Here is an 18017-nt window from a genome sequence, read left to right on the forward strand (position 1 = left end):
CGTCACGACAGCTCCTCGGCCGGCTCGATCGGGCGGTTCCCCGATTGTCCCATCCTCATGCTCACGGATGGCCCATCCTCACGCTCGCGGATACGGCCACGGATTGAACCTGCACGTCAGACCGTCGCGGGGGACGACGCCCTCGGGGTCGAGCCCGGCGATGTCGTCGTTGGCGGTGCCGAACGACTGCTGCATCATGATCGGTGCCAAGCCTCCGTCGCTACCGCACCCTTCGTGGGCGGCGAAGCCGATCGCATGCCCGATCTCGTGGTTGATCAGGTACTGCCGGTAGGAGCCGATGTCACCCTGGAAAGCGACGGCACCGCGCACCCAGCGGGGCTCGTTGAGCAGGACCCGGCCCAGACCGGGATTGAAGCACGAGACCTCCAGTTCGATGTCGTACCCGCAGCCCTGCCGGATCGTCATCTGGGAGGTCAGCGACACCCGGAAATCGGGTTCGCCCTGATCGACGCGCCGGAATGCGAACGCCGGGTCTTGGATCCAGCTCTTCGGGTTGGCCAGGGTCTCGTCGACCATCCGCGCGAATGCCGCGTCGCCGCCGTAGCCGGTGGTGTCGACGCCGTCCTCGATCTCCACCGTGTAGGTGTAGACGCGGCCGGTGCCGACCTGACCGCTGGTTCCCGGCACCACCCGCCAGGCGCCGGTTCCGGCCGCCGTGAACGGCCCCCCTTCCGGGAGCGCACCGGACGGCAGATCGGCGGGGAACGTGCCGTCGGCGACCGGTGCGGGCACGCCCACCACGGCGCCGGATTCGGCCACCGTGTCCCCGGTTGCCGCGGCCTCGGGCGGATCGCCGCCGGTGCGCAGGGCATCCACCACGACGATCACCGTGAGGATCGCGAGGACGGGAACGGCGTAGGCCCGCCACCCGTAGGTCGCGACGAATCGCCCGAGCCGGCTCTGCCGGCGCACCCCGCGATCCGGGCGCGGTGCGCGCGGGCGGGTGTCCTCCCCCGAGACGGGATCCCACTGGGCTCGCAGGGGCTGGTGGGAAGGGGCGCGGGTGCGGCGCCGGTCGGACGGCCGGTCCTCGGGTGTCCGGTGCGGCCTGCGCACCGGGCGGCGCGGTGTGTCCGCCACGTCGGCTCCTGCTCGCTCGGTCACGGGAGCCAGAATCTCACACGGCCGTCGCCGGGCGTGCCGAGTCGCGAAGCGCGGCGCACGACGCCGCCGCGCCGCTGTGACGCCGCGCACAATAGCGCCTCGGCTGGGATACTCGTGGGTAGGGGTGCGCGGCACCTCGGGGCCCCCCGGCCTGTAACGTGCAGAGACGATTGCACGTCGTAGTGGTAGGCATCACTTCGACGAATATCTCGGATTGGGAGCGACATGACCGAACTCGCAGCCCGGACATCGTCCGGCCGCGCCACCACCTCGGGCAACGGCACCGGCACTCGACGCGGCGCCCGGATGCCCCGAGACGAGCGCCGGGTCCAGCTCCTCGCTGCAGCCAGCGAAGTCTTCGTCACCCGCGGGTACCACGCGGCCGGCATGGACGAGATCGCCGAGTGTGCCGGGGTCAGCAAGCCGGTGCTGTATCAGCACTTCCCCGGCAAGCTCGAGCTGTACTGCGCGGTGCTGCAGAGCTATGTCGACAGCCTGATCTCCGGTGTCCGCCAGGCCCTCCGGTCGACCACCGACAACAGGCAGCGTGTCCGCGCTGCGGTGCAGGCGTTCTTCGACTTCGTCGACAACGACTCGCAGGGTTTCCGGCTCGTGTTCGAGTCGGACCTGATGGGCGAACCGCAGGTGGCGAACCGCGTGGAGCAGGCCACCGAGGCGTGCGTCGACGCGGTGTTCGACCTGGTGAGCCACGACTCCGGACTCGACCCGTACCGGGCGCGCATCCTGGCGGTCGGCCTCGTCGGCACCAGCCAGTTCACGGCCCGCTACTGGCTCGAGGCCGCCCGGCCGATCCCGAAGGAGGACGCCGTCGACACCACGGTCGCGCTCGCCTGGGGTGGTCTCTCACACGTGCCACTGCAGCCGGAGCTGCGCCGGCGATGATCGACGGCGCCGACCGAGGTCGCGCCCGCAGACGACGGAAGGGCCGGGGCAGTCGCCCCGGCCCTTCCGTCGTTGTGTCGTCGCTCTAGCTCGCCGCGAACCCGACCTTGCGGATGTCGGCGGGGCCGATCTCGACGTAGGTGACCCGCGATGCCTGCACGATGAGCTTGCGACCCTTCTCGTCGACGAGCGTCAGGACGCCGTCCTTGTCGCCGGCCAGGGCTTGCGTCACGAGCGACTCGACCTCGTCGGGCGTCTGCTCGCTGACCACGGTGAGCTCGCGGGGACTGTCCGCAACACCGATCTTGACCTCCACGGTCGACCTCCGAACTCTCAGGGCTCTACAGCTGTCCCCGCCCAGATTAGTGCAGTCCCAGCACTGCCATCCGGTCGGCGTGCGCGAGCTGCATCCGGTCGAACAACGCCGCGATGTCGGCGAGATCACCGGTAGCGGCAATCACCAGATCGGTGAGGTCCTCCCGCTGCGCCATCACGTACTGGGCCTGGGTGATGGCCTCACCCAGCAGCCGCCGCCCCCACAGCATCAGCCGGTCCTTGTCGGCGGCGCTGTGCCGTACCGCCTCGCGGACCTCGTGCACCACGAACTCCGAATGTCCGGTCTCGGCGAGCACCTCCCGTACGACTTCGGCGACTTCGGGCGCGAGGGTGCCGGCGATCTCCCGGTAGAAGTCGGCGGCGATGCCGTCGCCGACATACGCCTTGACCAGCGACTCGTGCCAGTTCGACGGGTTCGTGGACGCGTGGTAGGCGTCGAGGGCACGCCGGTAGGGCTCCATCGCCGCGTAGATTTCGACACCGCGCGCGGTCAGCGCGGCGTGCAGCGTCTCGAAGTGGCTCATCTCCGCGGCCGCCATGCTGGCGAACGCCACCCGCCCCTGCAGGCTCGGCGACATCCGCGCATCGTCGGCCAGGCGGTAGAAAGCCGAGATCTCGCCGTAGGCGAGCACCGCGAACAGCTCGGCGACGCCGGGATGGTCGGCCGGCACGCGCACCGGGGCGGCGGGTGGACGGGACTCTGCGGGTGACGGCGACGTTTCGGCTCCCATGACGACACAGCGTAGTACCCCGGCCGGCGACCGCGCGGCTCGCGGTACTCGCACCCGGTACAATGGTCCCGGAAGGCCGCGCCTCGAGGCGCCGACCACCGGCCCCGCGGACTTCACCGATGATGTGCGCGCACCCGATCGCAGATCGCTGCCGCGCCTCGCAGAGCCCTACCGGCCGCTGAGGCGCAGGCCCGGTCGCCTCTCCACTCGTGCGTGCGTGCCGAGACCAGGAAGGCCAGACCCCTGAGCAAGATCACTGTCGACCACGAAGACGACGCCACCGAAACCACGGTGTCGGCCCAACTCGACTCCACCCACACCCCGCCCACGTTCGCCGAACTGGGCGTTCGGGACGAGATCGTCCGCGCTCTCGCCGAGATCGGCATCGAGCGCACCTTCGCCATCCAGGAGCTGACGCTCCCCCTTGCTCTCGCCGGCGACGACCTGATCGGCCAGGCGCGCACCGGCATGGGCAAGACCTTCGGGTTCGGTGTCCCGCTGCTGCACCGCCTCACCACCGCCGAGTCCGGCACCACCGCCCTCGACGGCACGCCCCGCGCGCTGGTGATCGTGCCGACGCGTGAGCTGTGCCTGCAGGTCACGCAGGACCTGGAGAACGCCGCCAAGTACCTCCCCGGCTCCACGGGATCCCTGAAGATCCTGTCCGTCTACGGCGGACGCCCGTACGAAACGCAGGTCGACGTGCTGAAGAAGGGCGTCGACGTCGTCGTCGGCACCCCGGGCCGGCTGCTGGACCTCGCCAACCAGGGTCATCTGATCCTCGGCAAGATCGGCGTCCTGGTGATGGACGAGGCGGACGAGATGCTCGACCTCGGCTTCCTGCCCGACATCGAGCGCATTCTCGGCATGGTGCCCGACCGCCGCCAGACGATGCTGTTCTCGGCCACGATGCCCGGCCCGATCATCACGCTCGCCCGCACGTTCCTGAGCCGCCCGACGCACATCCGTGCCGAGGAACCCGAGTCCTCCGCGGTGCACGAGCGCACCAACCAGCTCGTCTACCGCGCACACGCGCTCGACAAGGCGGAACTGGTGGCGCGCGTGCTGCAGGCCGAGGGCCGTGGCGCCACCATGATCTTCACCCGTACCAAGCGCACCGCCCAGAAGGTCGCCGACGAACTCGCCGAGCGCGGCTTCGCCGTCGGCGCCGTGCACGGCGACCTGGGGCAGATCGCCCGGGAGAAGGCGCTCGACAAGTTCCGCAAGGGCAAGATCGACGTGCTGGTCGCCACGGACGTGGCCGCCCGCGGCATCGACATCGACGACGTCACGCACGTCGTGAACTACCAGTGCCCCGAGGACGAGAAGACCTACGTCCACCGCATCGGCCGCACCGGCCGGGCGGGGCGCACCGGCATCGCCGTCACCCTCGTCGACTGGGACGACATTCCGCGCTGGCAGCTCATCGACAAGGCTCTCGACCTGGGCATGCCCGATCCGGTCGAGACCTACTCGAGTTCGCCGCACCTGTTCGAGGAGCTGGGCATCCCCGAAGGCACGACCGGAACCGTCCGCAAGGCGCCGGCCGAGCGGCCCGCCCGCGAGGAGGGCTCCGAGGATGCGGCACGACCCAAGCGCACCCGGGTCCGCCGGCGCACGCGCGGCGGCCGGCCGGACACCGGCAGCTCCGAGAACTCGGGCACCGGCCCCGAGTCGACGGGCGGGAGTTCCGCATCGGCGCAGGCCGAGGAGTCCGGAAGCGGAACTGCGCCCGCACGGCGGCGCCGTCGCCGTCGCCGTGGCGGTTCCGCCGCGAACAGCGACACCGTCGCGAACAGCGAAACGGTCACGGCTTCGGCTGCCCAGTAGCCGCTCGCGATGATCGCACCGGAGCGCAGAACCCGGGCGGATCTGATCGCAGCCCTCGTGCTCGCCGTCGCGGTCGTCGCGGCGGCGAGCGTCGTCTGGCTGCGCTCGGATGCGCGCGGCACCGTGTCCGTCACGACCGACGCGGCGCCCGAGCCACCGCCGTCCGCGACCGTCGTCCCGTCGGCCCTGACGGAAGCGTGGCGCGCCCCCAGCGGCGCGACGTCCCGTCCGATCGCGGTCGGGGCCGTCGTGGTCACCGGGGACGGTGGCACCGTCACCGGCCGCGCCCTCGACTCGGGCGCCGAACTGTGGCGTTACGACCGCGACATGCCGTTGTGCGGCGTGGTCGAGGACTGGCGCACCGCCGTGGCGGTCTATCGCGACCAGCGGGGATGCAGCCAGGTCACCCAGCTCGTGCCCGACTCGGGAATGCGCGGCGCGCAACGATCGAGCGACGCCGACGACGCGGTGACCCTCACCGCTGCCGACACCCACGTGATCTCCCGGGGCGAGACCCGTCTCGAACTGTGGCGGTCCGATCTCGTGCGGACACTCGAGTACGGACGCGTGGACGCACCCGTCGTGCCGGGGGCGCAGCCCCGGAGCGGATGCACGCTGAATTCGGCCGCGGCGAGCAACAGCCGGCTTGCGGTCGTCGAGCGCTGCCCCGGTGAGGAGGCCGACCGCTTGACGCTGCTCGAGACGACCCCGGAGGCGGATTCGCAGCCGACGGAGATCGCCTCGTCGGTGCTACCGGAACTGGGCCCGGACGACGTCGGGACGCGGGTCGTCGCGGTGGCCGGTGAGCGCACGGTGCTGTATCTGCCCCCCACCGCGTCGTCCGGGCCCGTGCTCGCCGTGTACGACGCGGCCGGAACGGTCACCGCGCGACACCCGCTGGCGGCTGCGGCGACGCCGGAGGCGGTGTTCCCCGCGACGGTGCAGGGTTCGATCCTCACGTGGTGGTCGGGCACGCAGACCGTCGCCCTCGGCGGCGACGACCTGGTACCGCAGTGGACGGTGCCCGGAACGACGGGAACCGGCGGTGCCATGGCCGGAGCGCTGCTGCTTCCGGTGCGCGACGCCCTCGCCGTGGTCGATCCGGCCACCGGGACGGAGCGGCAGCGCATTCCGGTCGCGCGCGACGAGACCGGTGTCGTGAACGTCGCGGTCGCCGGGAGTGCGGTGCTCGAGCAGCGGGGGCCGCAGGTCGTGGTGCTGCGGTGAGCCCCGGCCGACACGTCACGACGTGAAGGTGGTCAATTCCTTGCCGTCGCGCCAGTGGGCGAGCAGGTTCTCGGCCAGCTCACGGTAGGCCTCGGCACCCTTGTTCTTCCGGCCGGCCAGCACCGAGGCCCCGGATGCCGACGCCTCCGCGAAGCGGACGGTGCGCGGGATCGGCGGCGCGAGTACCGGCATGTCGTACCGGTCGGCGACGTCGGCGAGCACGTCACGGCTGTGCGTCGTGCGGGCGTCGTAGAGGGTCGGTAGGGCACCGAGCAGCTCGAGGTCCGGGTTGGTGATCTGCTTGACCTCGGCGACGGTGCGCAGCAGCTGCCCGACGCCGCGGTGCGCGAGGGTCTCGCATTGCAGGGGCACGAGCACGGATTGCGCCGCGGTCAGGCCGTTGAGCGTGAGCACGCCCAGCGACGGCGGGCAGTCGATCACGACGACGTCGAAGCTGTCGAGGAGAGGCGCCAGCGCCCGGCGAAGGGTGAACTCGCGTCCCGGCCGCATCAGCAGCAGGGCCTCGGCGCCGGCGAGGTCGATCGTCGCGGGCAGCAACGTGAACCCCTCGTCGGTGTCGAGCAGGACCTCCTTGGCCTCCGCCGCCCCCACCAGCACGTCGTGCACCGACCGTTCGAGCCGGTCGGGATTGTGCCCGAGCGAGAACGTCAGGCATCCCTGTGGGTCCAGGTCGACGACGAGCACCCGTTGCCCCAGCCCGGCCAGGGCGGCTGCCAGAGACGCGACGGTGGTCGTCTTCGCGACGCCACCCTTCTGATTTGCCACCGCAAGTACCGTTGTCACGGGTCGATCCTCGCTGAAAACTCGCCCGAACGCGAGAATCGACCGCGACTTCCGCCCCTCGGCGGGTCGCCGAACCTCACGAAAGGCCCGATCGTGATCCGCCGCGCCCGTCCCGCCGACGTCGACGCCCTCACCGCCCTCGTCTACGAACTGGCCGAGTACGAGAAGGCCCGCCACGAGTGCACCGTCGTGCCCGAGCAGCTGCACACGGCGTTGTTCGGGGCCGATGCCGCCGCGTTCGCCCACGTGGCCGAGGACGCGCACGGAACGGTGGTGGGCATGGCGCTGTGGTTCCGCAACTTCTCGACCTGGGACGGGGTGCACGGCATCTATCTCGAGGACCTGTACGTCCGGCCCGAGCACCGGGGACAGGGACACGGCCGCGCCCTGCTCGCGGCGCTGGCCCGCGAGTGCGTCGACCGTGGCTACAGTCGCCTGAGCTGGTCGGTGCTGGACTGGAACACGCCGTCGATCGGGTTCTACCGTTCGCTCGGCGCGGTCCCGCAGGACGAGTGGACCACCTTCCGTCTCAGCGGGCCGGCACTCGCCGCGCTCGGCGGAGATCAGGCCGCGTCGTCGGCGTCCGGCGCGTAGTCCTGGGCCAGCCACCGCGTCGTCGGCGGGGCGAACAGCAGCACCAGCGCCGGCACCACGATCAGCGCCAGCAGAATGCCCAGCAGCACCTGGTGCGAGTCGGTCAGCAGCGACCAGACCACCGGTAGCAACAGCAGCTGCGCGACGATCGCCACGGCCCGTCCCCAGCGCTTTCCGCGCAGCAGCGCGATCCCGGCCGCGAGCACGGCACCGAACAGGATTCCCAGCCACAGCGCGAGGCCGTAGCCGTTTCCGACCGTCTGGTCGTGCCCGCCCGTCAGCGCCCGGACCACGGAGACCACAGCGAAACCGATGGCGATCACGCCTTCGAGGACGACGAGACCACCCGCCGCTCGAACGGTGGACGGAACGGTGCTGCGTGGCGACTCGGTGGACACCCGGCCAGCGTAGTGGACCCGTGCGAGACCACTTAGGCTGATGCTCCGTGCGCGCACTGTTGATCGTGAACCCCAACGCGACGACCACCACTCCGGCCGGTCGCGACCGATTGGCCCGCGCACTCGCCGACCGGGTCTCCCTCACCGTCGCCCACACCACTCATCGGGGGCACGCCGCCGAACTGGCCCGCTCGGCGCACGCCGACGGAATGGACGTCGTCGTCGCGCACGGCGGCGACGGCACCGTCAACGAGATCGTCAACGGCCTGCTCGGTACCCCGTCGGAGCGCGCGGCCGACCCCACGCTCCCGCTGCTCGCGGTGGTCCCCGGCGGATCGGCCAATGTTTTCGCCCGCTCACTGGGTGTGGACGCCGATCCGGTGAAGGCGACCGCGCAGTTGCTCGATCTGCTGACCCGGCGCACGACCCGCCGGATCGGTCTCGGCCACTGCGACGGCCGGTGGTTCGTCTTCAATGCGGGGCTCGGACTCGACGCACAGGTGTGCGAGGCCATCGACCTGAGCCGGCTGGGCGGGCGGAAGGTCACGACGGCGAGGTACGTCGTGCATTCGATCACGCAGTTCTTCAAGTCGAAGGGTGCCGAGCCCGCGCTGACGCTGACGCTGCCCGGCCGGCCGCCGATTCCGGGCGTGTACTACGCGTTCGTCTCCAACTCGAGCCCGTGGACCTATCTCGACAAGCGCCCGGTGCACACCAACCCGGGCACCTCGTTCGACACCGGGCTCGGTGTCTTCGCGATGACGACGACGGCAGTGTTCGCAAGCTTGCGGGTGGTCCGCCAGCTGCTCGCGCGCCACGGGAATCCGAATTCCCGCCGACTGGTGCGGGTCGACGACGTGACGCGCGTGCAGGCGGTGTCGAGCCGGCCGATCGGTCTGCAGGTGGACGGGGACTACCTCGGTCTTCGCACCGAGGTGGAGTTCGTGTCGGTCCCCGCCGTACTCGAGGTCGTGGCGCCCATCCCGTGCGTCGAGTGACTCGGGTTACATTTTCGTTTTCCGAGGTGTACAAAGGAAGTTCGAGTCCCGCAACGGGCCACAACCGGCGTGAGCTTCCCCACGGTCGTGTCGATTCCTATTGACTTCACGCTGGTTCGTGAAAGCATTCACAAGTAACCGCGCGGAAACACTTGCCGACGCACGCATGAACTTGCCACCACGATCAGCCGGTGCGACGAGCACTATCGAAGGAGAGTAGAAGCATGGACTGGCGCCACAAGGCCATCTGCCGCGACGAGGATCCCGAGCTGTTCTTCCCCGTCGGTAACAGCGGCCCGGCCCTCGCGCAGATCGCCGACGCCAAGCTCGTGTGCAACCGCTGCCCCGTCACCGCCGAGTGCCTCTCCTGGGCTCTCGAGTCCGGTCAGGACGCGGGTGTGTGGGGCGGCATGAGCGAGGACGAGCGTCGTGCCCTCAAGCGCCGCAACGCCCGCACCCGGGCGCGCTCCGCGGTCTGACGCGGCCGACCGCCACAGATCTCCGGGAAGGCCCGGCACCACTTCGGTGCCGGGCCTTCCTGCGTCCGGAGACCGGCTCCCCCGCCGTACACCTCACCGTGACTCAGCCGAGCGTCACCCGGCCCAGCGGAACCCGCAGCCGCGCATCCGTTCCCGTCGTCGCGCCCCGCTCGAGCCGCAACGTGCCGCCGAGTTCGGCGGCGACGAGCGTGCGGACGATCTGCAGACCCAACCGGTCCGAGCTCTCGAGGTCGAATCCCTCCGGCAGTCCCTTGCCCTCGTCGTGGACCACCACGTCGAGCCAGCGGGCCGACCGCTCGGCCCGCAGCGTCACGGTGCCGGCAGCACCCGGATCGAAGGCATGCTCCACGGAGTTCTGCACGAGTTCGGTGAGCACCATCACCAGCGGTGTCGCCCGCTCGGCGGGGAAGACACCGAGGCTGCCCTCCCGTCGCACCCGGACCTGGCTCCCCACGGCCGCGACGTCGACGACGATGGGGATCAGCCGGTCGACGACGTCGTCGAGATCGACCTCCTCGTCCACCGACATCGACAGCGCCTCGTGCACGAGCGCGATCGACGTCACCCGGCGTACCGCCTCGGCCAGTGCCTGCCGGGCCTCGGTGTTGCCCGTGCGCCGTGCCTGCAGCCGCAGCAGAGCCGCGACCGTCTGCAGGTTGTTCTTCACCCGGTGGTGGATCTCCCGGATCGTGGCGTCCTTGCTCAGCAGCGCCCGATCGCGCCGCTTGACCTCCGTGACGTCGCGGATGACCACCGCAGCACCCTCGAGCCGGCCGCCGGGCGCGAGCACCAGCGCACGCAGCAGCACGGTGGCCCCGCGTGCCTCGATCTCCATGGGCCGGCCCAGCTTGCCGCGCACCGCGCCCCGCAGGTAGCTCTCGACGTCCTCGCTCTCGAACGGATCGGTCACCAGCGCGCGTGTCGTCTCGATCAGGTTCTGGCCGAGCAGGTCGGAGTTCAGGCCCATCCGGTGGTAGGCGGACAGGGCATTCGGGCTCGCATACACCACCCGGCCGGACCGGTCGAGGCGGATGAAGCCGTCGCCCGCGCGGGGACTCGACTTGGTGTCCGAACGCGATTCCGTGGTCGGGAAGGCGCCCTCGCAGATCATCGTGAACAGGGCGTCCGCGCACTCGAGGTACGCGGTCTCGAGAGCGCTCTTGGTGCGCCTGGCCACGGTGGCCGCGTCGCGGCTCAGGACGGCGATGACCTGTCCGTCCCAGCGGACCGGCACCGCCTGCCGGCGCAGCGGTGCGACGTGGCTCGGCCGCGCGTCCGCAGAGACGACCACTCCGGTCTCGAGGGCCCGCAACACGTGTGGGTGCTCCCGCTCGGACACCACCGAACCCACCATGTCCTCGGGCAGCACGGTCGATGCTGTGGTGGGGCGGCACTGCGCCACGCACACCACCCCACCCGGCTCGGCGCTCACCCACAACAGGACGTCCGCGAAGGACAGGTCCGCGAGCAGCTGCCATTCCCCGACGACTCGCTGCAGGTGGTCGACCGCACCGCCCGGCAGGTCGGTGTGCTCGGCGAGAAGAGCGCTGAGGGTGGACACGGGCGGCACGTGCGGGCTCAGGAGATGACCGCGATGAGGTCGCCCTGCTGCACGACGTCGCCGACGACCACGTCCAGTGAGGTCACGGTGCCCGACGTCTCGGCGAGCACCGGAATCTCCATCTTCATGGACTCCAGGATCACCAGTGTGTCGCCCTCGGCGACGACGTCCCCTTCCTGCACCACCACCTCGAACACGGTGGAGACCATCTCGGCGCGCACGTCTTCGGCCATCGGGCACCTCATTCCACGAAGAAGACGGCGGCCCTGCTTTCAGGGCCACCGGACCACACGTGAAACACTGTAATGAACGAGAAAGGAGATCGGACCATGGGTAAGCGAGGCCGCAAGAAGCGCAGCCGCAAGGGTAACGCCGCCAACCACGGCAAGCGTCCCAACGCCTGAGGCGCGAACAGGGGGCCGGAAGCACTGCTTCCGGCCCCCTCGCGCGTCTCGGGGTTCAATCCCGGGCGTCGGTGCGCGTCACGACGACGGTCCGCCGGATCTCGACCAGCAGCCGCTCGCGCAGACCCTCCGGAGCGTGCTCGCCGCCGCACTTGCGACTGAGCAGGGACTTGAGCTGGGATTCGAGCCCATACGCCTCCAGGCAGGACCCGCAGTCGTCGAGATGGCGCTGCAGACGCTCACGCGACCGGTCGTCGCACTCGCTGTCGAGCAGCAGATAGACGTCCGCGATCACTGCGGAACAGTCGAGCTGATCGAAGTCGGCCGACTCGCTCACCTCGAGACCTCCTTCTCGTCCACACCGGGTCCGACAGCCGCGTCGACGGCCCCGCGCCGGTTGAATCCTCGTTCCCGCGCGACATCGGCCAGCAGGCCGCGCAGCTGCTTGCGGCCGCGGTGCAGCCGTGACATGACCGTGCCGATGGGGGTGCCCATGATCTCCGCGATCTCCTTGTACGGGAAACCCTCGACGTCGGCGTAGTACACCGCCATCCGGAACTCCTCGGGCAGCTCCTGCAGCGCGGCCTTGATGTCATCGTCGGGAAGCGCATCGAGCGCCTCGACCTCCGCCGACCGCAGACCGGTGGAGCTGTGCTCGGCCGTCGCCGCCAGCTGCCAGTCGGTGATCTCCTCGGTGGGGTACTGAGCGGGCTGGCGCTGCTTCTTGCGGTAGGAGTTGATGTAGGTGTTCGTCAGGATGCGGTACAGCCACGCCTTGAGGTTGGTCCCCTCCTTGAACGAGGAGAAGGCGGAGAACGCCTTGATATACGTCTCCTGAACCAGATCCTCGGCGTCCGCGGGGTTGCGGGTCATCCGCAGGGCCGCGCCGTAGAGCTGATCGAGCAAGGGCAGCGCATCCCGCTCGAACCGTTCGGCCAGTTCCGTACCAGACTCCTCGACCACACCGATCCCTTCACTTGCCGTATCCGTGAAGGCTACCGGCCGGGACGGGCACAGCACAGGCACGCGGTACTCCTCGCTCTCGGTCACCGGCCACGCCGATCGTGGCGGCCACCCGGAATCAACACGACAGGGTGGGTGCTTGTTCCCTACATTGACGCGCATGGCCTCGACCTCCACCCCCGCGACCACGCTGCTGACACGCGAGAAAGTCGCCCACCGCGTCCACGAGTACCCGCACGACCCGCGAGCCGGCTCGTTCGGTACCGAGGCCGTCGAGATCCTCGGGCAGCGGCTCGGGGTGGCCCCCGCCCAGATCTTCAAGACCCTCGTGATCAAGCTCTCCGACGGCAAGCTCGCGGTCGCCGTGATCCCGGTCCCGGCGACGCTGTCGCTCAAGGCGGCCGCGGCCGCCCTCGGAGGCGGCAAGGCGGTCATGGCCGAGCGTAGCGACGCCGAGCGCGCCACCGGGTACGTCCTCGGGGGCATCTCACCGCTGGGTCAGCGCAGCCGGCTGCGCACCGCCGTCGACGCCTCCGCGCACCAGTGGGATCGGGTCCTGTGCAGCGCCGGCCGCCGCGGTCTCGAGATCGAACTCGCCCCGGCGGACCTGGTGCGGCTCACAGAAGCAGTGGTTGCGCCGATCACCGCCGGGGCCTGATGCGGGGCCGCCCGGCAGGTGGCGTGCCGACCGTGCCCCGCGCGGACCCCACCCGGCTGCGGGGTGTGGCGGGTGGCCGCCGGCGCCGGATAGGCGAAGATGGACGGGTGAATCCGTGGAGTGCACCCCGAGCCGAGTCACCCGTCGACAGTTCAGTCGTGCTGCCCGGGTCCAAGTCGATCACCAACCGCGCCCTGATCCTCGCTGCCCTCGCGGACGGCCCTTCCACCGTGACCGGCGCGCTGCGCAGCCGCGACACCGACCTGATGATCGAGGCTCTGCGCGGACTGGGTGCGACGATCGACGAGCGGGACGACGGCACCACGCTGCACGTGACCCCTGGCCGGCTGCACGGCGCCCGGGTGGACTGCGGCCTGGCGGGAACGGTGATGCGATTCGTGCCGCCCCTCGCGGCGCTGGCCGACGGCGACGTCTTCTTCGACGGTGACGAGCAGGCGCGTACCCGCCCGATGGGCACCGTCCTCGAGGCCCTGCGCTCGCTCGGCGCCGACATCGACGGCGACACCCTGCCCTTCACCGTGCACGGGCGCGGCTCCCTGCGCGGCGGCACCGTCACCATCGACGCGTCGGGGTCGTCGCAGTTCGTCTCGGGTCTGCTGCTGTCCGCCGCCGCGTTCGACGAGGGCGTCACGGTGCGGCACGCCGGGGCGACGGTGCCGTCCATGCCGCACATCGACATGACCGTCGAGATGCTGCGTGAGGCCGGAGTGACGGTGGACACGTCCGTGCCCGACACCTGGCGGGTCGCACCGGGCCCGGTCCGCGCCGTGGACCGGATCGTCGAGCCCGACCTGTCCAACGCGACCCCGTTCCTGGCGGCCGCGGCCGTCACGGGAGGCACGGTGTCGGTGCCGCGGTGGCCGCAGCGCACCACCCAGGCCGGCGACGCGATCCGCGGCATCCTCGAACAGATGGGCGCCGACGTCGCGCTGTCCGACGGAACGCTCACCGTGCGAGGTCCGGAGCAGCTGCGCGGCCTCGACGTCGATCTGCACGACGTCGGCGAGCTCGCCCCCACGGTCGCCGCACTCGCAGCGCTGGCGACCACCCCGTCCACACTGCGGGGCATCGCCCATCTGCGCGGGCACGAGACGGACCGCCTGGCCGCCCTGGCCACGGAGCTCGGCAAGCTCGGCGGTTCCGCCACCGAACTCGCCGACGGCCTGCACATCGTGCCCGCGCCGCTGCACGGCGGACGCTGGCATTCGTATGCGGACCACCGGATGGCCACGGCGGGCGCGATCGTGGGGCTCGTGGTCGACGGCGTCGAGGTCGAGGACATCGGCACGACGGCCAAGACCCTGCCCGGCTTCCCCGAGCTGTGGGCCGGGATGCTGAGGGGAGCGCGCTCCTGAGCCGGCGGACCTACGACGAGTCAGACGTCCGGATCCGTCCGGGCAAGGGCTCGCGGCCGCGCACGAAGGACCGGCCGGCCCATCGGGACGCCGTCGAAGCGATGGTCGTCTCCGTCGACCGTGGTCGGTGGGGCTGCGTGCTGGAGGGTGATCCCGCGCGGCCGGTCGTCGCGATGCGGGCCCGGGAGCTCGGGCGTACCCCCGTCGTCGTCGGGGACCGGGTCGGCGTGGTCGGGGACCTGTCGGGGCGGCCCGACACGCTGGCGCGCATCGTGCGGGTACAGGAACGCACCACGGTGTTGCGCCGCACCGCCGACGACACCGACCCGTTCGAGCGGATCGTCGTGGCCAACGCGGAGCAGTTGCTGATCGTCGTCGCACTGGCCGATCCGCCGCCGCGGACCGGGCTGGTCGAACGGTCCATGGTCGCCGCGTACGCGGGCGGGCTGGAACCGGTGCTGTGCCTGACGAAGAGCGATCTGGCCGATCCCGGAGAGTTCACGGCGCAGTTCGCGGATCTGGACGTACCTGTGGTGCTGGCGGGCCGTGAGCAGGACCTGTCGGAGCTGAAGGCGATGCTGGCGGGCAGGTCGACCGCGCTGATCGGTCATTCCGGCGTGGGAAAGTCCACTCTGGTCAACCGGCTCGTCCCGGATGCCGACCGGGCCACCGGCGAGGTCTCGGGAGTCGGGAAGGGCCGGCACACCTCCACGCAGTCGGTGGCGCTCCCGCTGCCGGGCGGCGGGTGGGTGATCGACACGCCGGGGATCAGGTCGTTCGGACTCGCCCACATCGATGCCGACGACGTGATCGCCGCGTTCTCGGATCTCGCCGACGCGGTGGAGGACTGTCCCCGTGGCTGCACCCACCTGGGTCCGCCCGCGGACCCCGAGTGCGCACTCGACGCCCTCGAGGGCAAGTCCGGGCGCCGCGCGATGGCGGTGCGCACACTGTTGACCGCGATCGCCGGCAACGAAACCTGGTGACCCCCCGGGCGCCCGGTGTCACAGGGACGCCGAGCGCCCGGTGTCACAGGGACGCCGGGCGCTCGGTGCGGATTCGGGATCAGCGCATGCCGAGGAGCCGGCGCACGCCGCGGACCCGGCGGTTCTCGCGGATCGCCGTGGCCAGACCGCGTCGCCGCCCGGTCGCGGGGTCCACGACGGCGGTGCCGCCGAAGCCGCGCTCGGACGCGGTCTCCGGCGCGGCGTCCGGGGTGTCCGCGAGGTACTTGTTCGGCAGCGACAGTTTGGCGATGGTGCGCCAGGACTTGAAGTACTGCACGGCGAGCGGGCCGGTGGTGTACGGCAGGTCGTACTTGTCGCACAGCTCGCGCACCCGCACCGCGATCTCGGCGTACCGGTTCGACGGCAGGTCCGGGAACAGGTGGTGTTCGATCTGGTAGCTCAGGTTGCCCGTCATGAAGTCCATGACCGGGCCGCCGGAGATGTTGGCGCTGCCGAGCATCTGGCGCAGGTACCACTGCGCCTGCGTCTCGTTGTCGACGTCGGCCTTGGTGAACTTCTCGGCGCCGTCGGGGAAGTGTCCGCAGAAGATGACCGCGTTGGTCCACAGATTGCGGATTACATTGGCCGTCATGTTAGCGGTGAGCGTGGACTTCCATGCCTTGCCCGTCAGCGCCGGGTAGACCATGTAGTCCTTGGCGATCTGGCGACCGATCTTGTCCCCGACCTCGCGCAGCTTGCGCTTGGTCTCGGCGCGGTCGTCCCGGCCCTTGGCGACCTTGCCGAGTTCGAGGTGCTGGATCGCGACGCCGTACTGGAACAGCAGGGCAAGCAGGGCGTTGTAGACGATGTTGCCGTAGTTGAACGGCTGCCAGCGCTGGTCGCGCGTGACCCGCAGCAGGCCGTATCCCACGTCGTCGTCCATGCCGAGGATGTTGGTGTACTTGTGATGCAGGTAGTTGTGGGTCTGCTTCCAGTGCGCCGACGGGTCGGCGTTGTCCCACTCCCAGTGGACGGAGTGGACCTCGGGATCGTTCATCCAGTCCCACTGCCCGTGCATCACGTTGTGCCCGAGCTCCATGTTCTCGATGATCTTCGAGAGGCCGAGCAAGCCCGCACCGAGCAGCCACAGCGGCCGGCGGCGGCTGCCGAACAGCACCGCACGCCCGCTCAGCTCCAGGCCGCGCTGCAGCCGGATCGTGTTGCGGATGTAGCGGGCGTCGCGCTCGCCGCGGGAGTCCTCGATGTCCCGTCGGATGGCGTCGAGCTCCCGGCCGAGGGCCTCGACGTCTGCCTCGGTGAGGTGCGCGTACTCCTTGATGTCCGAAATGGCCATGCGCCTACCGTACCGTAAGTTACGAGTCCGTAGGTTACGGGAATATAGCTTGTGCGGCAGATCACTTCCGCCGGGCGGCGCGCTTGGTGGCACGCAAGGTCCGCAGCGCAGTCGCGAGCCCTTCGCGACGCTCACCCAACGACCGCGCCCGCGGCAGATCGGGACGCTGGAACTTTCGCTCGGAGGAGGTCTCCGGGGCATCGTCCGACGTCGCCCGCAGCCAGGAGTCCGGCAGTGCCAGCTTGTGGATCGTGCGCAGGGCGAGCAGGTACTGCTTACCGAGCGGACCGCTGGTGTACGGCAGGTCGTACTTCGCACACAGCACCCGTACCCGCTCCGCGATCTCCGGGTAGCGGTTGCTGGGCAGGTCCGGGAACAGGTGGTGCTCGATCTGGTAGCTCAGGTTGCCCGTCATGAAGGCCATCACCGGACCGGCATCGATGTTGGCACTACCGAGCAGCTGCCGCAGGTACCACTGCCCCTGCGTCTCGTTCTCGTACTGCGCCACGGTGAACTTCTCGGCGCCGTCGGGAAAGTGGCCGCAGAAGATGACCACGTACGCCCACAGGTTCCGCACCAGATTCGCCGTCAGGTTCGCGGTGATCGTGCTGCGCCACGCGCGACCGGTCATGGCCGGGAACAGCACCAGGTCCTTGCCCAGCTGGCGCGCAATCTTGCGAGCAAAATCCTTGGTGGGCTGGGAGTTCCACTGGCCGTCCGGCACGCCGGCAGCCTTCTTCTCGGCATCGAGGTCGTGCAGTGCGATACCCCACTCGAACGTGGCTGCGAGAATCAGGTTGGCCAGCGGCTGCAGCAGGTTGATCGGCCGCCACTTCTCGTCGCGCGTCATCCGCAGGATGCCGAATCCCACGTCTTCGTCCATCCCGACGATGTTCGTGTAGGTGTGGTGCGCGTAGTTGTGGGCGCGCTTCCAGTGCTGCGACGGCCCCGTCTGGTCCCATTCCCACGAGGTCGAGTGGATCTCCGGATCGTTCATCCAGTCCCACTGCCCGTGCATCACGTTGTGCCCGAGCTCCATGTTCTCGATGATCTTCGACAGCGAGAGCAGGCCCGTGCCGAGGAGCCACAGCGGACGTCGGCGGCTGCCGAACAGCGCCGCACGGCCGCCGATCTCGAGGACGCGTTGCAGACGAATGGTGTTGCGGATGTAGCGGGCGTCGCGCAGTCCTCGCGCGTCCTCGATATCGCGACGGATCGCATCGAACTCGCGGCCGAGCTCCTCGATGTCCGCGTCGGTGAGATGGGCGAACTCGGTGATGTCGGTGATTGCCACCGGGGTCCTTCCCC

The 18017-nt window shown here is 70.1% G+C and carries 21 protein-coding genes; 10 read left to right on the forward strand and 11 right to left on the reverse strand.

The features are described 5' to 3' along the window. Positions 1–78: 78 nt before the first annotated feature. Positions 79–1077: a DUF3152 domain-containing protein gene (locus tag ACM26Y_RS16165; protein WP_371383630.1), complete on the reverse strand. Its 999-nt coding sequence runs from the start codon at positions 1075–1077 to the stop codon at positions 79–81. Positions 1078–1350: 273 nt separating this feature from the next. On the opposite strand from ACM26Y_RS16165, the gene ACM26Y_RS16170 reads away from it, so the two are divergent. Beyond that, on the forward strand, positions 1351–2028 hold the full coding sequence (locus ACM26Y_RS16170; protein WP_003939139.1) for a TetR/AcrR family transcriptional regulator: 678 nt from the start codon (positions 1351–1353) through the stop codon (positions 2026–2028). An 85-nt stretch (positions 2029–2113) separates the two neighbouring features. Here the strand turns inward: ACM26Y_RS16170 and ACM26Y_RS16175 are convergent, their stop codons facing one another. After that, positions 2114–2344, reverse strand: coding sequence for a DUF3107 domain-containing protein (locus ACM26Y_RS16175; protein ID WP_003939138.1), 231 nt, complete (start codon positions 2342–2344; stop codon positions 2114–2116). 46 nt (positions 2345–2390) lie between these two features. Further along, positions 2391–3095, reverse strand: a complete 705-nt coding sequence (locus ACM26Y_RS16180) for a ferritin-like fold-containing protein (protein ID WP_416061370.1) — start codon at positions 3093–3095, stop codon at positions 2391–2393. 213 nt (positions 3096–3308) lie between these two features. On the opposite strand from ACM26Y_RS16180, the gene ACM26Y_RS16185 reads away from it, so the two are divergent. Then, on the forward strand, positions 3309–4925 hold the full coding sequence (locus ACM26Y_RS16185; RefSeq protein ID WP_289377658.1) for a DEAD/DEAH box helicase: 1617 nt from the start codon (positions 3309–3311) through the stop codon (positions 4923–4925). Positions 4926–4934: 9 nt separating this feature from the next. After that, positions 4935–6152: a hypothetical protein gene (locus ACM26Y_RS16190; RefSeq protein WP_371383610.1), complete on the forward strand. Its 1218-nt coding sequence runs from the start codon at positions 4935–4937 to the stop codon at positions 6150–6152. Positions 6153–6167: 15 nt separating this feature from the next. On the opposite strand, the gene ACM26Y_RS16195 is transcribed toward ACM26Y_RS16190, so the two are convergent. Then, complete coding sequence (locus ACM26Y_RS16195) at positions 6168–6956, reverse strand: ParA family protein (protein ID WP_003939134.1); 789 nt, start codon at positions 6954–6956, stop codon at positions 6168–6170. A 93-nt stretch (positions 6957–7049) separates the two neighbouring features. Here ACM26Y_RS16195 and ACM26Y_RS16200 point away from each other — a divergent pair, with 93 nt between their 5' ends. Beyond that, positions 7050–7550 (forward strand): GNAT family N-acetyltransferase, encoded by a 501-nt coding sequence (locus tag ACM26Y_RS16200; protein ID WP_054374685.1) that lies wholly within the window; start codon positions 7050–7052, stop codon positions 7548–7550. On the opposite strand, the gene ACM26Y_RS16205 is transcribed toward ACM26Y_RS16200, so the two are convergent. Further along, positions 7520–7948: a hypothetical protein gene (locus tag ACM26Y_RS16205; protein WP_289377661.1), complete on the reverse strand. Its 429-nt coding sequence runs from the start codon at positions 7946–7948 to the stop codon at positions 7520–7522. The genes ACM26Y_RS16200 and ACM26Y_RS16205 overlap by 31 nt on opposite strands. Positions 7949–7995: 47 nt before the next feature. On the opposite strand from ACM26Y_RS16205, the gene ACM26Y_RS16210 reads away from it, so the two are divergent. Both ACM26Y_RS16210 and ACM26Y_RS16215 read left to right on the forward strand, forming a co-directional pair. After that, positions 7996–8946, forward strand: coding sequence for a diacylglycerol/lipid kinase family protein (locus ACM26Y_RS16210; RefSeq protein ID WP_371383608.1), 951 nt, complete (start codon positions 7996–7998; stop codon positions 8944–8946). A gap of 224 nt (positions 8947–9170) precedes the next feature. After that, positions 9171–9425, forward strand: coding sequence for a WhiB family transcriptional regulator (locus ACM26Y_RS16215; protein ID WP_003939130.1), 255 nt, complete (start codon positions 9171–9173; stop codon positions 9423–9425). A 103-nt stretch (positions 9426–9528) separates the two neighbouring features. On the opposite strand, the gene ACM26Y_RS16220 is transcribed toward ACM26Y_RS16215, so the two are convergent. After that, positions 9529–11007 (reverse strand): sensor histidine kinase, encoded by a 1479-nt coding sequence (locus ACM26Y_RS16220; RefSeq protein ID WP_054374682.1) that lies wholly within the window; start codon positions 11005–11007, stop codon positions 9529–9531. Positions 11008–11024: 17 nt separating this feature from the next. Next, a complete protein-coding gene (locus tag ACM26Y_RS16225; RefSeq protein WP_003939128.1) occupies positions 11025–11240 on the reverse strand; it encodes a biotin/lipoyl-binding carrier protein in 216 nt (71 codons plus the stop codon). Positions 11241–11336: 96 nt separating this feature from the next. Between ACM26Y_RS16225 and ACM26Y_RS16230 the strand changes: the two genes are divergently transcribed. After that, positions 11337–11411 carry a 50S ribosomal protein bL37 gene (locus ACM26Y_RS16230; RefSeq protein WP_022597109.1) on the forward strand — a complete coding sequence of 25 codons (75 nt, stop codon included), beginning with the start codon at positions 11337–11339 and terminating at the stop codon, positions 11409–11411. Positions 11412–11466: 55 nt separating this feature from the next. Here the strand turns inward: ACM26Y_RS16230 and rsrA are convergent, their stop codons facing one another. After that, the gene (gene rsrA, locus ACM26Y_RS16235) at positions 11467–11748 is read right to left on the reverse strand and encodes a mycothiol system anti-sigma-R factor (protein ID WP_003939127.1); all 282 of its coding nucleotides are present in this window, start codon (positions 11746–11748) and stop codon (positions 11467–11469) included. Next, positions 11745–12374: a sigma-70 family RNA polymerase sigma factor gene (locus ACM26Y_RS16240; protein WP_003939126.1), complete on the reverse strand. Its 630-nt coding sequence runs from the start codon at positions 12372–12374 to the stop codon at positions 11745–11747. The genes rsrA and ACM26Y_RS16240 overlap by 4 nt, the downstream gene beginning before the upstream one ends. Positions 12375–12534: 160 nt before the next feature. Here ACM26Y_RS16240 and ybaK point away from each other — a divergent pair, with 160 nt between their 5' ends. The 3 genes from ybaK (at position 12535) to rsgA (ending at position 15394) form a co-directional block, all read left to right on the forward strand. Next, positions 12535–13032, forward strand: a complete 498-nt coding sequence (ybaK, locus tag ACM26Y_RS16245; protein ID WP_416061371.1) for a Cys-tRNA(Pro) deacylase — start codon at positions 12535–12537, stop codon at positions 13030–13032. A gap of 107 nt (positions 13033–13139) precedes the next feature. Next, entirely contained in the window at positions 13140–14408 is a 1269-nt protein-coding gene (gene aroA, locus ACM26Y_RS16250; RefSeq protein ID WP_416061372.1) for a 3-phosphoshikimate 1-carboxyvinyltransferase, read from the forward strand. Further along, positions 14375–15394, forward strand: a complete 1020-nt coding sequence (rsgA, locus tag ACM26Y_RS16255) for a ribosome small subunit-dependent GTPase A (protein WP_416061373.1) — start codon at positions 14375–14377, stop codon at positions 15392–15394. The genes aroA and rsgA overlap by 34 nt, the downstream gene beginning before the upstream one ends. Before the next feature lie 79 nt (positions 15395–15473). Here rsgA and ACM26Y_RS16260 read toward each other — a convergent pair whose 3' ends face one another. Continuing rightward, positions 15474–16709, reverse strand: coding sequence for a fatty acid desaturase family protein (locus ACM26Y_RS16260; protein ID WP_416061374.1), 1236 nt, complete (start codon positions 16707–16709; stop codon positions 15474–15476). Between the two features lie 61 nt (positions 16710–16770). Further along, a complete protein-coding gene (locus ACM26Y_RS16265) occupies positions 16771–18003 on the reverse strand; it encodes a fatty acid desaturase family protein (protein ID WP_371383607.1) in 1233 nt (410 codons plus the stop codon). Positions 18004–18017: the final 14 nt, after the last annotated feature.

It is taken from the genome of Rhodococcus indonesiensis, from assembly GCF_047782815.1.
In the GTDB taxonomy this organism is placed as follows: Bacteria; Actinomycetota; Actinomycetes; order Mycobacteriales; family Mycobacteriaceae; genus Rhodococcus; species Rhodococcus indonesiensis.